This window comes from Rothia sp. P7208 (genome assembly GCF_048512915.1).
In the GTDB taxonomy this organism is placed as follows: Bacteria; Actinomycetota; Actinomycetes; order Actinomycetales; family Micrococcaceae; genus Rothia.
The window spans coordinates 1-15,392 of record NZ_JBLXXW010000001.1 but is presented as its reverse complement, the minus strand read 5'-3'; the positions used below and the strand labels follow the sequence as shown (position 1 = coordinate 15,392).

The 15,392-nt window shown below is 46.9% G+C and carries 12 protein-coding genes; 11 read left to right on the top strand and 1 reads right to left on the bottom strand.

Going from position 1 to position 15,392, the window contains the following annotated elements; genetic code table 11:
- Window positions 1–261: 261 nt before the first annotated feature.
- Entirely contained in the window at window positions 262–1,704 is a 1,443-nt protein-coding gene (locus ACN084_RS00060) for a S1C family serine protease (protein WP_419105501.1), read from the top strand.
- 101 nt (window positions 1,705–1,805) lie between these two features.
- On the opposite strand, the gene ACN084_RS00055 is transcribed toward ACN084_RS00060, so the two are convergent.
- Window positions 1,806–2,273 carry a tRNA (cytidine(34)-2'-O)-methyltransferase gene (locus tag ACN084_RS00055; protein WP_419101552.1) on the bottom strand — a complete coding sequence of 156 codons (468 nt, stop codon included), beginning with the start codon at window positions 2,271–2,273 and terminating at the stop codon, window positions 1,806–1,808.
- Window positions 2,274–2,424: 151 nt separating this feature from the next.
- Here ACN084_RS00055 and ACN084_RS00050 point away from each other — a divergent pair, with 151 nt between their 5' ends.
- The 10 genes from ACN084_RS00050 (at window position 2,425) to secA (ending at window position 15,335) form a co-directional block, all read left to right on the top strand.
- Window positions 2,425–3,660, top strand: a complete 1,236-nt coding sequence (locus ACN084_RS00050; RefSeq protein WP_419105500.1) for a cysteine desulfurase family protein — start codon at window positions 2,425–2,427, stop codon at window positions 3,658–3,660.
- A 74-nt stretch (window positions 3,661–3,734) separates the two neighbouring features.
- Window positions 3,735–4,937, top strand: coding sequence for a tRNA 2-thiouridine(34) synthase MnmA (gene mnmA / locus ACN084_RS00045; RefSeq protein WP_419103534.1), 1,203 nt, complete (start codon window positions 3,735–3,737; stop codon window positions 4,935–4,937).
- Window positions 4,938–4,985: 48 nt separating this feature from the next.
- Window positions 4,986–5,360 (top strand): chorismate mutase, encoded by a 375-nt coding sequence (locus tag ACN084_RS00040; protein WP_419105499.1) that lies wholly within the window; start codon window positions 4,986–4,988, stop codon window positions 5,358–5,360.
- Window positions 5,361–5,425: 65 nt separating this feature from the next.
- Window positions 5,426–6,454 (top strand): hypothetical protein, encoded by a 1,029-nt coding sequence (locus ACN084_RS00035; RefSeq protein WP_419105498.1) that lies wholly within the window; start codon window positions 5,426–5,428, stop codon window positions 6,452–6,454.
- Between the two features lie 79 nt (window positions 6,455–6,533).
- Window positions 6,534–7,223 carry an MtrAB system response regulator MtrA gene (gene mtrA, locus ACN084_RS00030; protein ID WP_419101546.1) on the top strand — a complete coding sequence of 230 codons (690 nt, stop codon included), beginning with the start codon at window positions 6,534–6,536 and terminating at the stop codon, window positions 7,221–7,223.
- A gap of 8 nt (window positions 7,224–7,231) precedes the next feature.
- Complete coding sequence (gene mtrB, locus ACN084_RS00025) at window positions 7,232–8,941, top strand: MtrAB system histidine kinase MtrB (RefSeq protein WP_419105497.1); 1,710 nt, start codon at window positions 7,232–7,234, stop codon at window positions 8,939–8,941.
- Window positions 8,942–10,666, top strand: coding sequence for an LpqB family beta-propeller domain-containing protein (locus ACN084_RS00020; protein WP_419105496.1), 1,725 nt, complete (start codon window positions 8,942–8,944; stop codon window positions 10,664–10,666).
- 113 nt (window positions 10,667–10,779) lie between these two features.
- Entirely contained in the window at window positions 10,780–11,550 is a 771-nt protein-coding gene (locus ACN084_RS00015; protein ID WP_419105495.1) for a ComF family protein, read from the top strand.
- Window positions 11,551–11,756: 206 nt separating this feature from the next.
- Window positions 11,757–12,401: a ribosome hibernation-promoting factor, HPF/YfiA family gene (hpf, locus tag ACN084_RS00010; RefSeq protein ID WP_419105494.1), complete on the top strand. Its 645-nt coding sequence runs from the start codon at window positions 11,757–11,759 to the stop codon at window positions 12,399–12,401.
- 309 nt (window positions 12,402–12,710) lie between these two features.
- Complete coding sequence (secA, locus tag ACN084_RS00005) at window positions 12,711–15,335, top strand: preprotein translocase subunit SecA (RefSeq protein WP_419105493.1); 2,625 nt, start codon at window positions 12,711–12,713, stop codon at window positions 15,333–15,335.
- Window positions 15,336–15,392: the final 57 nt, after the last annotated feature.

Below are 15,392 nucleotides of genomic sequence, written 5' to 3'. Positions count from 1 at the left end.
TATCTGACGGTAATGAAGAATCTTATGCTCATTCTAAAACGTTATTTTTTCTTTGGTAGAGCATCAGCAAATAATTCGTCTTGAGCGTAGAAAGGGAACTAGGAAAACTTCTAAGAAGCTCCCAGAAAATAACCAGAGTAAGTTCAATAAAACTTCAGATAAATGATAGATAGTAAAGATACGTAAAATAGTAGATATTTGAACAGGCATAAACTGACGGTATCGACAGATAACTTTGAGATAAGAAAGAAGAACAGCAATATGTCACAAGAACCTTGGAACCAGCAACATAATCCCCACAACTCCGGATACCAACAGAACCCCTACACCTCCGCAAATCCCTCATCACAAAACCAACAAACCCATAACAACGCTGCGGCGAATCAAAACGGCTATGCCGGCGCATACCAAACTGACTCACCTTACTACACTTCCTATAACGCTCCCTACTTCGAGGAGCAGTCAAAAACACCTAAAAAATATGCAGGTGGCGTACTCCTCGGTGCTGCACTCATCGCCTCACTCATCGGAGGAGGAGTGGGAGCAGGCGTTGTGGCTCTCTCGCAAAAGACCTCATCAAATATCACCACCACAACTGCTGGAACGACCATCGTCAATAACACAGATTCCGTTAACGCCATTACTGCCGCTGTCGAAAAAGCGATGCCATCAGTCGTTACCATTGGTGTTGTTGCACCAGGAGCTACCGGTTCTGGCTCCGGAATCATCCTCGATGGAGAAGGTCACATCCTAACCAACACGCACGTTGTGACCCTTGATGGAAAAGTTAACAACCCGACAGTCGAAGTCCAACTATCAAATGGACACACCGTTGGAGCAACTGTTGTCGGAACAGACCCCACCAGTGACCTTGCTGTTATCAAAATAGACCCCAACGGACTAAACCTCACGCCAGCAACCCTAGGAAACTCCCAAAAGCTTAACGTTGGAGAAACAACCATCGCAATTGGTGCGCCACTAGGATTACAAAACACCGTAACCGACGGAATTATCTCAACCCTATCCCGAACCATTCAGGTAGCCTCATCAGAAGCGCCCGAAGAAACAGCCCAAGAAGAACGCCAACGCCCCAACCTCGGAAACCAAGACCTCCCTTTCCAATTCCAAATTCCCGGACAAGATATGGACGGAGTACCTGCGCCAAAGAAAACTATCTCTTTGAACGTTCTTCAAACAGATGCTGCCATTAACCCCGGGAACTCTGGTGGTGCACTCGTCAACACCAAAGGCGAAGTCATTGGTATCAACGTTGCCATTGCCTCAGCGCAATCAGGACCCTCCTCATCAAGCTCAGGAGGCAACATCGGCGTTGGATTCTCTATCCCCATTAACTACGCTCACCGTATTGCTCAAGAAATTATCAAAGACGGCGTAGCAACTCACGGATTCCTTGGAGCTAACGTATCTACCTCACCAGCCGATAACGACCAAAGCGAGATGTTTGGTGACGGTGCTCATATTGAAGAAGTTGTTCCCAATAGCGCAGCGGCAAAAGCGGGTCTGCAAAAGGGTGACGTTGTTACTATGTTTAACGGGCATCGTATTACCGACTCCACAGAACTGACCGCCAGCGTCAGAGAAGCAGCCGCAGGGCAGACCGTCAAAGCAACCATTATCCGCAACGGCTCATCTGAAGAAAAAGAAATCACTCTCGGCAACGCCGCAGACGCACGGAAAAAATAACACCAATACCTTAACGAAAAATACATAAAAATAGGAGGGACAGCAGGTCATCCTGCTGTCCCTCCTAATAAAAACTCGTTTATCTTGCGTGAAGATACAACTTAAAGTAGTGCCCCTGAGAAGTCATTCTGACGCCATGCTTCATATACTGCAATAGATGCAGAATTTGCAAGATTTAGCGAACGACGTCCTTCTAACATCGGAATACGAACCCTCTCCGTGATTTGCGGGGCGTTCTGAACATGCTCAGGAAGACCAACAGATTCAGGGCCAAATAAAAGAACATCGCCGGGATGATACGACACCTGCGCAAAATTCTTCTGCGCCGTCGTCGTAAAAGCAAAAACACGTTCAGGCTTAAGCTCTTCCCACGCTTGCTCAATATTTTGATGTACTTGAACAACCGCAAGATCATGATAATCCAAACCAGCACGACGCAAATGCGCATCATCAAAGTTGAACCCTAAAGGCTCCACAAGATGTAACTTTGCCCCCGTAATAGCCGCTAAACGAATAACATTTCCAGTGTTACCCGGAATCTCAGGAGTATAGAAAAGAATATTAAACACACCTCTAGTGTATGCCTTCCCTCATCGCCTTTGTCATCATCAGCATTGACCCGCCACAGAGAAGGTGAAACATCTCATGTGCTCGTCTAGGATGATAAGCGTAAAATAGTGGAGGCCAAGTACCGCTAGATAAACCAAAGGACCTGTTCTCATGAAACGTACATACCTTGATCATGCGGCAACCACACAACCACTAGCATCCGTAATTGACGAAGTAACAGAACACCTAAAATACAGCGGAAACGCTTCAGCCTTACACTCTGCAGGACGCAGAGCACGTGCGGTTGTAGAACAAGCCCGCGAACGTATCGCCCAAGCTGTAGGCTGCGATAGTGCAGAAGTAATCTTTACCGCAGGCGGAACTGAAGCCGACAACCTCGCCATTAAAGGTATCTACCGTAAAAGAACTCACATAAACCCCCAATGCCGGCGTATCCTCATCAGCTCCATAGAACATCATGCTGTGAGCGAATCAGCAGAATGGCTCGAAGCGCATGAACAAGCGCAACTATGCTGGATACCCGTAGACTCACACGGCCTTATTGACATGAAAGCACTCAAAGCTCTCATCGAAGAAGACCCCGAAAATACGGCTCTCATCGCCGTCATGTGGGCGAACAACGAAGTTGGTACCATACAACCAATCCGCGAAATTGCAGAACTCAGTGACACCTACAATATTCCGTTTCACACCGACGCAGTACAAGCCTTCGGAGCTATCCCCATCAACTTCCGCCAGATAGGGGCAAACAGCATGGCAATATCTGGACATAAAATGGGTGCACCTCAAGGTATCGGCGCACTGATTGCTACCCGAACTACCGCACTAACGCCAGTCCTCCACGGTGGGGGACAAGAACGAGCCGTCCGCTCAGGAACACTAGATACCGCAAGCATTGCCGGATTTGGTGTAGCTGCTCAAGAAGTCACCCAACACCTCGCTGAAGAAATGGTGCGCCTTGGGACACTCCGGAACACTCTCATTGAACGTATCCGCCATGAGATACCTAACGCAACACTACGCGGGGCAGAACCCGAATCAATTGAAGAACTGGAACAAGAAGGCGCCACCCGCCGGCTACCACATAACGTACATTTCACCTTTGACGGCTGCGAAGGAGATTCTCTGCTCTTCCTCCTCGATATGGCCGGTATAGAATCTTCTACTGGCTCTGCTTGCAACGCCGGAGTTCCACGTCCTTCCCACGTGCTACTTGCCATGGGAGTTGATGAAGAACACGCACGTGGTGCACAACGTTTTACCCTCGGACATACCAGCACCAGCGAAGACATTGAGGCCCTCATGGAAGCGTTGCCCGGAGCTTATGAACAAGCCCATAAAGCTGGTTTAGCGGCGCACGTACCGAATGAACACATCTGGCATTAGCAATTTGGTAAGTTGAAGACTGTCTTATACGTTCAGAGCATTCACACACAGCAATACGAAGGAAAAATATCTGTATGAAAATCTTGGCTGCAATGAGCGGCGGTGTTGACTCTGCCGTTGCCGCTGCACGCGCGGTAGAAGCCGGGCACGACGTTGTCGGCGTCCACCTCGCACTATCACGCATGCCCGGAACCCTTAGAACCGGAAGCCGCGGATGCTGCACTATCGAAGACTCCATGGACGCACGTAGAGTCTGCGACCAGCTAGGTATCCCCTTCTACGTATGGGATTTCTCTGAACGATTTAAAGAAGACGTCGTTGACGATTTCATCTCCGAATACGAAGCCGGACGCACACCTAACCCTTGCATGCGTTGCAACGAAAAAATCAAATTCGCTGCACTCCTCGAAAAAGCGGTAGCGTTAGGCTTTGATGCCGTTGTTACCGGGCACTACGCAAAAGTCATTAGCGACGAAAACGGAAACCGAGAACTGCACCGTGCCGCAACCTGGGCAAAAGACCAATCCTATGTTTTGGGCGTACTTACTCACGAACAACTCAAACACGCATGGTTCCCCCTCGCAGACACACCGTCTAAAGATGAAGTCCGTGCAGAAGCTGCACGACGAGGATTCTCCGTCGCTAAAAAACCAGATTCTTACGATATCTGCTTCATTCCTGAAGGTGATACTCGCGCATGGCTTGAAGACCATATCCAGATGAGCGAAGGCAACATCAAAGATACTCAAGGGAACGTTTTAGGCCAGCACCCTGGAGCTCAAGCCTATACTGTAGGGCAACGTAAAGGACTTGCTATCGGACGTCCAGCACCCGACGGAAAACCTCGTTTCGTACTAGAAATTCGCCCCAAAACCAATGAAGTCATCGTCGGTTCGAAAGACTTACTCGCTATCGATCGTATCCGTGGTATTAGAACTACTTGGGCAGGGCTACCCATTGATTGCGTACAAGAATTTCTTAACAAAACACCCGAACTGAACGCTCGAAGCGATAGCTTTGAAGTCACAACCCAAGTACGTGCCCACGCTGATCCTGTTGCCTCAACCGCATATATGCAGTGGGTTCTTGACGATGAAAACACCACAGACACAGAAAAAACTTCATTACGGTTAGAAACCGTCGTGCACCTGAATGAGGGGTTGCGCGGAGTAGCGCCCGGACAGACTATGGTGATGTACCAAGGAACTCGTGTCCTTGGACAAGCCACTATCAACCGTGCATATTCCACGGAAAGAGAAGATATTAACGCTTCATAAAAATAGTCATCACATAATAGCGCACAACAACTCACCAAAGGTAAAAACATGCCTGACGCACAAGACATCCAAGCACATAAAGAATTCGACCAGCGTGCATCATCGTTACGAGGACAGGTTCAGCCAGAAGTCCTTGAAGAGCTTTACAGCATCCGGAAAATTATTGATAATCTTGACGCTGCACTGATGCATATCTTGGCAGAACGTTTTAGAGCGACACAACGAGTTGGACATCTCAAAGCTAAACACCAGCTACCAGCTGGAGACCCTGCCCGAGAATCTGCTCAAATTAAACGTTTGCGTTCTCTTGCGGAACTATCTGATTTAGACCCAGAATTCGCAGAAAAATTTCTGAATTTCATCATTTCAGAGGTGATCCGGCACCACGAACAAATCGCGCAAGAAAATAACGGAACACCCTAACTACCAGACATCAAAACTGCTATCACCAAGATCATGGGGATAAAAACCTCACAACATTCAACATCGTGAAAATACAAACTATCACTGAAGCACCTATTAGGGTACGCGCCAGCGCAACCGGAACTCTTAGCGGAGAAAACTTACTTGACAGTATCTTCCGCGTTCGCGGAGAACTTGGAGACCCCCACCTGCCCTTTCTTCCGGAACTGCCACAACGTGGATACGCTGCAACTACACTTGCCAGAACTATCGCCACTCTCGATGAACTCCACGCAGAAGGGGTATCCTACGGGTGGAAGCTAAGCAATGGTACTTCTCGAGAAAGCCAACTTGCCCGCTCCACATTCCGTTCGGATATCAACCTACTAGCTGACATTATCGGACAAGAAGAAGACCGAGGAGAGAACCTCAAACTACAATTGATGGGCCCTGTTTCCCTTGCCGTATCCCTCTACTTGCCTAATGGGGAACGAGCCATCAGCGACTATGGAGCCCGTCGAGATATCCGAGACTCCTTCCTTAACGGACTTTTTAACTGGATTGATACCATCGATACAGCAACTGGCTCTCAACACCTTTACCTTCAACTTGAAGAGCCGTATCTTAATGCAGCATTGACAGGTAATATCCCTACCGCAAGTGGGTATCGAACCATTCGTCACCTACCGGAACAAGAACTTCAAGAAACCTATAGCATCGTCCAAAAACACTTACAGCAACGTTCCATTTCACTCGCTATCACCGGATGCGATATACAGACTCTGCATACAATAGATTCAATACCTGACGCGCTATGGTTTGATACCACCGGTTACACACAACACGATTGGGAAAAAATTGCTCCTCACGCCGAACGAGGAAAAGAACTCTGGTTAGCAGTCACCGGAAATAACATGAGCTTTGACGTCCCACCTCATGCATACCATCTCTGGAAAAGTTGGCGTACTATCGGACTGCCGGCTCACTACCTATCACAGGTAACACTTTACGATAATGCAACTCTTCACCTCATGAGCGTTGACGATGCTACCGGAATGTTTAAAGAACTCGTTCAAACAGCTCAGGCACTGAGCGAGATAGCTCAAGACTCATAAGAATGTTCCATGATGATGTCCCACCTCGTGAGAAGAACACGATAGACTAGGGAAGACGCCGTGACCCTATGGGAGAAAAATGAACTCTACAATTCTCATTGTTGATGATGACGAAGCTCTCGCCGAAATGGTTGGTATCGTCCTAGCACAAGAAGGTTATGAAACCGTCTTTTGCGAAGCTGGAGATAAAGCTTGGGACGCTTTTAACATCAACCAGCCAGACTTGATTCTATTAGACCTGATGCTTCCAGGGATGAGCGGTATCGAGGTATGTTCTAGAATCCGTGAAGAATCAGATGTTCCTATCATCATGCTTACTGCTAAAAGCGACACCGAAGACGTTGTACGTGGGTTAGAAGCCGGTGCCGACGACTATATTGCCAAACCCTTTAAACCTGCAGAACTTTTAGCGCGCATCCGTGCTCGCCTGCGTCCGCGTGAAGAGCATAGCAACGAGCCGCTTCGTGTAGGCGGTCTAACTATCGACTTAGCTGGCCATACCGTTTCTCGTGATAGTGAATTGATTCCTTTAACTCCTCTAGAATTTGAGCTTCTTGCTAACCTTGCACAGCAACCGGGGCAGGTTCTGACCCGTGAAACACTATTAGGTAACGTGTGGGGTTATGAGAAAACAGTAGATTCTCGCCTTGTTAACGTCCATATTCAGCGTCTACGCTCAAAGATTGAAGAAGACCCTGAAAACCCTAAGATTGTTTTAACTGTTCGTGGCGTAGGATACAAAGCAGTATCCGATAGGACGCGCCGTTAGGCATTGTTGTGGCTAAACATTTTCCTCAGGCCCCTCCCACGACCATCAGCCAGTACCGCAGTTTTGCACGGTTGACACGCCCTCTTAGACGTTTTCGTTTACGGTGGCATCAGTCTTTGCAATTTCGTGCAATTGCTGCCGCTATTGTGTTGTTGATTGTGACCTTCATTTTTGTTGGCTCTTTCCTCTCCTCGCAGATAGCGAACTCGTTATTTAGAGGTAGAGTAGACCAAGCGCTACAAGACTCGGCGGCTGGCTTTTCAAATGTGCAATCGCTTCTTGATAGCTCCGACGCTACCGGACGATCTGAGATCCACCGTAACGTGTTGAGGTTCTTGACTGTGCTCGAAGCTGGGGGAGAAGAGTCTGAGAAACAATGGGTTCTTGCCCCGAACAAAGGAACATCTGCTCAAGGGTTTATCTCTGAGCAGAGCCAGCATGACACGATTAGCACTTCTGATATTCCTACAGAATTACGAGATACGATAAGTCGCAACGAAGGTATTTATTGGCAATCTGCAAGTCTTAATATTGATGGTCACCGACAGCCGGTCATCTTTGTGGGAACGAGTATCCGTATCCCTCAAAATCCTGCATATGGTTTGTATCTGGTCTATGATCTTTCCTCTTCGCAGACCACACTGCAATATATCAACCTTGTGGTATGGGTAGCCTTTTTTATCTTGTTGCTTATCGTTGTCACTATTGTTTGGTACATTACGCGTTCTGTGATTCGTCCTATTTCTTCTACTGCTATCACCGCTGAAAAGCTTGCATCTGGCGATTTGGGGCAGCGTGTCATCGTTCGAGGGCATAACGAAACTGCTCGTTTAGGTAATTCTTTTAACCGCATGGCTGATAGCCTTGAAAATCAGATTTCTCGTCTCGAAACACTTTCTACGATGCAGCAACGTTTTGTATCGGATGTTTCTCATGAGCTGCGTACGCCTTTGACTACGGTTCGTATGGCAGCAGAGATGCTTTATGACGGTCGTGATGAGTTTGGTGCAGCATATCGTCGTCCTACCGAATTGCTTTATCACCAAGTAGACCGTTTTGATGCTCTGCTTGCCGACCTTCTAGAAATTTCTCGTTTTGATGCTGGATCTGCGACGTTGGATGCGGTGCCTGTACAATTCATGGCAGTACTTGAGGAGGTTCTTCTTTCGGTAGAACCTCACCTGCAACGTACTGGCACTGAGCTAAGGGTTCATCATGATCATAGTGATATATCTGTAGAGATAGATCACCGCCGTATTGAACGAGTGTTAAGAAACTTGTTGTTTAATGCTGTGGAACATAGCGAAGGCCAGCCGATTGACGTATATATTGCAACCTCTGAGACGGCACTAGGTGTTGCTGTTCGTGACCACGGTGTAGGTCTTAGCGAAGAACACGTAACACAGGTTTTCAATCGTTTTTGGCGTGCAGACCCTTCACGTAAACGCACTCTTGGCGGTACTGGTTTGGGGCTTTCTATTGCTGCTGAGGATGTGCGTTTGCACGGTGGCACTTTAGAATGTTGGGGACGTCCGGCAGAAGGCGCCTGTTTCCGTATGACTTTACCTCTCCGTCAAGGAGAACCTATGGGAAAATCTCCCGTACGGTTATCAGGGGATCCTCTTCCTCCCGATGAGTATCTAGATATTGACGTTCCGACTTCTACCGACCCCGATGTTTTTGACGCTGATGATAAGAACCAGCATGGTGAAAGTTAGATGAAAAAAATATATTCTTCTACCAAGGTTCGTTATCTTGGTTTGGGCTTATGCTTTCTTGTTGGCGTAAGCGGCTGTGCAAGTATTCCACAAAGTGGCTCTGTGAATCACTATGCAGATTCTCAAAGTACAAATACCGACACTCGGAGCAGTATCGTGCTTGATCCTCCTCAGGACGGGGCAAGTCCCACGGAGATTATTCAAGGCTTTTTGCGTGCTGGTGCTGGTGCGAAAGATGATTATCAGGTGGCTCGTGAGTATCTGACGGAAGAGTTCTCTAATTCGTGGATACCTGATGAACGTACTTTGGTATATCGAGATTCTACAACATTAGATATAAGCCCAGATACTGCAGACAATGACGTCCACCATGGCGATGAATATTCTGTGACGGTTCCTGTCGCAACTTCTATTGACCGGCGGGGAATTGCAACATCTTATGCGGAAGTCTCTCCAGAAGAGCTTAAGTTTAAAGTGGTGCAAGTCAACGGTCAGTGGCGTATTGCTCAGGCTCCGCAAGGAACTGTGATGAATCATCATGATTTTATTCAGGTTTTTGCAACATATACCCTGTATTTTTATGATCCCACCTATACCTATGCTGTACCTGATATTCGTTGGTTTGCTGATCGCCCGACGGTTGTTACCTCTATTACGAAGGTTCTTCTTGAGGGTGCTGCACCGTACCTTGAGGGTGCTGTCAGCAGCGCTATTCCTGCGGGCACAACACTAACTCGCAATTCTGTTCCGGTTGAGCAGACTGTCGCTCAAGTGAGCTTACATGGAGATGGACTAGACGCGGATATTTCACAGTTAGATATTGAACGGATTAATTCTCAGCTGACACAAACCTTGTCGTTATTAGGTGGTATTGACTCCGTTAAATTGACGTTTGACGACCAAGAGGTGAAAGCTGGCTCTCTTGATAACTATGTTGCCCCGCAAGTTAACCCCAGTGTATCGGGTAACATTGTTGCTCTTGATGGGAACCAGCTGGTGACTCGTAGCGAAATTTTCAATGATGCAGATCAACAAAAAATTGTTGATGTTGGGTTAGCTAGTCCTCGAGACTTAGCAATGGATTACACTCGCAAGAACTTTGCGTTTTTGGATTCTTCGCAACAGTCACTATTTTGGGTCTCTGATCAGAAAGTTACCCATATGTTTGATGGTGTTGGGTTAACCCATCCATCTTTTGACCAATTCCAGTGGTTGTGGAGTGCTGATTCTACAGGCCGATTGCGTGCTGTTTCGTACGTGAATTCGCAGGAGAAAAAGCAGGTTGATGTTCGTTCTCCATGGTTAGAAGGATACGACGTTAAATCTGTTCGTGTCTCTCGTGATGGTGCGCGTGCGGCGGTTGTTGCAACTCTTGACGGCGAAACGTATGTGTGGGTCTCTGGTATTCACCGTAGTTCAGACCATCAACCACTTGAGCTGACCTCTCCTGTCCGTTTAGGGACAACCCTTGATACTACTGATGTTTCGTGGACGAGCGACCAGAGCCTCATTGCGGCAGACGAGGTTTCCGGAAAGTCTGAGATTATTTATTTGTCGGGAGAGATTACTTCTGTTGAACGCTTAGATAGTTTGTCCCTTATTGCTTCTGGAGCAGGGAATAACCAGATTATCGCGCAGACGAAGGACGGGCGTATTTACACCTTGGTTGACCGTGGCTGGTCTCGTATCGACATTCCACTGCATGATGTCAGTTATTCGGGATAACGTTTAGACGGTCATCACGGTGTAAGGATGATTCGTCGTCTTATCCACAGATATACGGATGTCCTAGGATATGGTGAACGCTATCGGGAGATACTGATGGTGTGCTATTTTCTATGGGTTTTTATATACGTGTTCTCTGGGAGGATGTTCTTGAGCTGATACGTCCTCGAGTCTGTGCGAGCTGTGGGGCATATGGGGCGAAGGCTGTTGCTCGAGCTTTATGCTCTCATTGTGATTTTTGCGTCCGTCATTCACTTGTGCATGTTCATTGCTCTAGGGCTGATGGCGTCGGGTGTCCAATATATTCTGCTGGGGTCTATGAACATGAGTTAGCTCGAAGTATTTTGGCATATAAGAACGGTTCACGTACTGACCTTCTTGATACTTTTGCTACGGGGCTGGTGCGTGCTGTGATGAGCTGCCTTCAACAGGCTGAAGATATTAAACATGTAGTTCTTATCCCGATGCCGTCTGAGCAAAATGCAACACGAAGACGTGGCTATGTCCCTGCTCAACTATTGGCAGACCGTGTTTGCCAGTTGATGGGGGAATACACTGGTGTATCTTGTACATCGTATTGTCTTTTGGCGAAGAAAAGGCGATGGGGCAGAAAATACGAGGCTGGGCAGAAACTTTTGACAAGTGCTCAGCGTCATCAACGTTTAGCCCATTCTATGCGTTTAGCTTTGCCCCCGTTATTTTTTATGGGTGCTTATTATGACGTTCGTGGTGTGTACTGTATTTTGCTCGATGATGTGTTGACGACGGGTGCGACGTTGGCAGAGGGGCACCGTGTTGTCTCTGCAGCTGGTGGCAAGGTGATTGGAGCAGCGACGCTCGCTTACGTCCCGTATCGGTGTGAGTCTTCCGCTTACGATGGGTAGCGCTAGGGCATGTCTTTGGGTGAAAGAACAGTGAATGTTACCTGTGGGTAGTGTATTTATTCTTAACTGAAAGAATATTTTGCGTGACACAAGACATGTTTTGAACTAGGGTAGTTATAGGGAATCAAAGACGAATTCCTCGGCTTAGCTCCTCTTCGGATGGAGTCGCAGCTAAGTACACGCCCCCAAATATACTGGAGGGAATTGTGGAAATTAACATCATCGGACGAAACGTTAAAATTACTGAGCGTCTGCGTGAACATGTTGAAGATAAAGTTGCAAAGTTTGAGCAACTAGGTGACCGTGTTAGCACCATCGAAATAAAATTCACTAAAGAGGGGCATTCTGGCCCAGAAATTATTGGTACAGAAATTACTGTTATCGGTAAAGGTCCGGTTCTCCGTGCGGAAGCTACTGGAGAAGATAAATTCGCGGTCTTTGACGACACTTATGGAAAACTCCTTGAACGTTTACGGCGAGCACGAGATCGACGGAAACCTAGCAAATCAGGAACAAAACGTCCTATCTCAGTTTCTGAAGCAACCGGATCTCTCCCTGTTGTGACGGAGCAGGTTGCTGTCTCTGAGATACATTTAGATGATGTGCCGGTCGAAGAAATTGCGTTTTCTACAGAATATTCTTTGGAAGATGAAGTCTCTTCACCCGTAGAAATTCGACGTAAAAGTTTCCCTGCCACACATTTAACAGCAGAAGAGGCTGTGGATCATATGGAACTTGTCGGACATGACTTCTTCGTCTATTTGGATAAAGAAACGGGTGCACCATCTGCTGTGTACCGTCGTAAAGGATGGACATACGGCGTTATTTCTTTAGAGAATGATGCTGAGTAAGATTCTTATTTAGTCTTTATCAAAGTAGTGTTTAAAGTGCCTCGGGATTTTGCTCAGGTGCTTTAGCTTAGCTGAAACAGCACCAAATACTGGACGGCTCATAAAACGTGGCGTTGAGTTATTTGGTGCTGTTTTTTGTATTCTAAAAGCCTTATTTCTAGGGGTGTCCTCTAAAAATAAGGCTTTGCTGAGAGAGTAATACGAAAAGCGTTCTCATATTAGCCGGTTTTTAACCTAGAATAGTGATGATGTGCTGACATAAAGTGTCGGTACCGTATTTAAAGTTTTCGTCTCAAGGAGTCAGTTTTCGTGGCATCTTTCTTAGAGAAGATTCTTCGCGCAGGGGATAAAAAAATTCTCAAACAGCTTCGTGCGTACACTGATGCAGTGAACTCGCTCGAAAGCAGTTTTGAAAATATGAGTGACGCCGAACTGCGTGCAGAAACAGACTCGTTCCGTGCACGTATTAAAGATGGTGAATCTCTTGATACCCTCTTGCCAGAAACCTTTGCTGTTGTGCGTGAGGCTTCAAAACGTACTCTTGGAAAACGCCACTATGACGTTCAGCTCATGGGCGGGGCAGCTTTGCACCTTGGCAATATTGCGGAGATGAAAACCGGTGAGGGTAAGACTCTTGTTGCTACGGCGCCAGCCTATCTCAACGCGTTATCTGGTAAAGGCGTGCACATTGTAACTGTCAATGATTATCTTGCCGAGTATCAGGCAAATTTGATGGGGCGTGTATTCCGTTTCTTAGGTATGGAATCTGGTGTTATTCTTTCGAACCAGACTCCCGAAGAACGTCGTAAACAATATGCTGCAGATATCACTTACGGTACAAATAACGAATTTGGTTTTGATTATCTGCGCGATAACATGGCATGGAGTGTTGAAGAGCAAGTTCAGCGCGGGCACAATTTTGCCATTGTCGATGAGGTTGACTCCATCTTGATTGATGAGGCTCGTACCCCGTTGATTATTTCTGGTCCTGCTGCAGGAGAGGCGCACCGCTGGTACGCCGAGTTTGCGCGTTTCGTGCAGACTCTTCTTCCTGAAAAAGATTATGAGGTAGACGAGAAAAAACGTACAGTCGGTATTCTCGAATCTGGTATTGACAAGGTGGAAGACCACCTCGGAATTGAAAATCTTTACGAACCGGCAAACACTCCTCTGATCGGTTTCTTAAACAACGCTATTAAAGCTAAAGAGCTCTTTAAGAACAATAAAGATTATGTTGTCATGAATGGTGAAGTTCTCATCGTTGATGAACATACTGGACGTATCCTCCCCGGACGCCGTTATAACGAAGGTATCCATCAGGCGATTGAAGCGAAAGAGGCTGTTGAAGTTAAGCCTGAGAACCAGACGATGGCAACTATTACCTTGCAGAATTATTTCCGCATGTATGAGAAGCTCTCTGGCATGACGGGTACTGCAGAAACTGAAGCTGCAGAGTTTATGAGCACTTATGAGCTTGGCGTGGTTGCTATTCCTACGAATAAAGAAGTGCAACGTATAGACCACCCCGACCGTGTACATAAGAACGAAATTATTAAATTCAACGCTGTTGTTGAAGACATTAAAGAGCGTTTTGAAACAGGTCAGCCCGTTCTGGTGGGCACAACCAGTGTGGAAAAGAGCGAGTATCTCTCTAAGCTTCTCAAACGTGAAGGTATCCGTCACGAAGTGTTGAACGCAAAGAACAACGCACGTGAGGCTGCTATCGTAGCGCAGGCTGGACGTAAGGGAGCTATTACTGTTGCTACCAATATGGCTGGTCGTGGTACTGACATTATGCTAGGTGGTAACCCTGAGTTTAATGCTGTTGAGAAGATGACAGAGCTTGGCCTAGACCCAGAGCAGAATACAGAAGAATATGAGGCGAAATGGCCTAGCGTTCTTGCTGAATGTGAAGAGGCCGCTCGCGCAGAACACGACGAAGTGATTGCTCTTGGCGGGCTGTATGTTCTTGGTACAGAGCGCCATGAGTCTCGTCGTATTGATAACCAGCTACGAGGCCGTTCCGGACGTCAGGGTGATCCCGGTGAATCACGTTTTTATCTTTCTCTATCAGATGAGTTGATGCGTCTATTCAATGGTCAGGCAGCTGCACGTCTTATGGCTAATGCTCCTGATGACACTGTTCTTGATTCGAAACTGGTTTCTCGTGTCGTTGCTTCGGCTCAGGGACAGGTTGAATCTCGTAACGCTGAACAGCGTAGGAATATCCTTAAATATGATGATGTTTTGAATCGTCAACGTGAAGCAATGTATAAGGACCGTAACCAGATTTTGCAGGGGGATGACCTTAAAGAACAGATTCAAATCTTTACTCGTGAGGTTCTTACCTCTGCAATTGACGCGCAGGTAGGGGATAATCACGCAGAAGATTGGGACTTCGACAAGCTTTGGGACACTCTCAAGAGTATTTATCCTGTCACGATTACTGCTGAAGATCTGGCTGAGGATGCTGGTGACCGGACGAAGATTACTCGTGACCAACTGGTTAAAGAGATTCTTGCTGATGCTGAGCTAGTGTACCAAGAGCGTGAAGAGAGCATTGGCTCTGAGTCCATGCGTGAGATTGAACGTCGTATTGTTCTTTCCGTGATTGGCAAACGTTGGCCTGAGCATCTTTATGAGATGGATTACCTTAAAGAGGGAATTGGTTTACGTGCTATGGCTCAGCGTGATCCTCTCATTGAGTACCAGCGTGAAGGTTATGCGTTGTATCAGACGATGATGGATGCTATTCGTGAAGAGTCGGTTAGCTATTTGTATCATGTTGATTTAGCAAAACAGCGTACGCAGTCTTCTCCTTTAGGTATGAAGATTCCTGCTCAGCCAAAGTTCTTACAATATTCAGCACCGTCAGAAGACGGCGGAACTGAGACTGAGATTCGTAAGAATGATCTGGTCGATGAGAATAAGTAACGTTATTTCTTATTATTAGAAGTGGTGGGGGGGTTTTTTGGTTATAGGGTGAAAAAA

Excerpts from the sequence above, each read along its gene's own strand:
- ACN084_RS00040 (WP_419105499.1), top strand. The coding sequence starts at position 4,986 with ATGCCTGACGCACAAGACATCCAAGCACATAAAGAATTCGACCAGCGT.
- ACN084_RS00060 (WP_419105501.1), top strand. The coding sequence starts at position 262 with ATGTCACAAGAACCTTGGAACCAGCAACATAATCCCCACAACTCCGGA.
- ACN084_RS00020 (WP_419105496.1), top strand. The coding sequence starts at position 8,942 with ATGAAAAAAATATATTCTTCTACCAAGGTTCGTTATCTTGGTTTGGGC.
- mnmA (WP_419103534.1), top strand. The coding sequence starts at position 3,735 with ATGAAAATCTTGGCTGCAATGAGCGGCGGTGTTGACTCTGCCGTTGCC.
- ACN084_RS00050 (WP_419105500.1), top strand. The coding sequence starts at position 2,425 with ATGAAACGTACATACCTTGATCATGCGGCAACCACACAACCACTAGCA.
- ACN084_RS00015 (WP_419105495.1), top strand. The coding sequence starts at position 10,780 with ATGGGTTTTTATATACGTGTTCTCTGGGAGGATGTTCTTGAGCTGATA.
- mtrA (WP_419101546.1), top strand. The coding sequence starts at position 6,534 with ATGAACTCTACAATTCTCATTGTTGATGATGACGAAGCTCTCGCCGAA.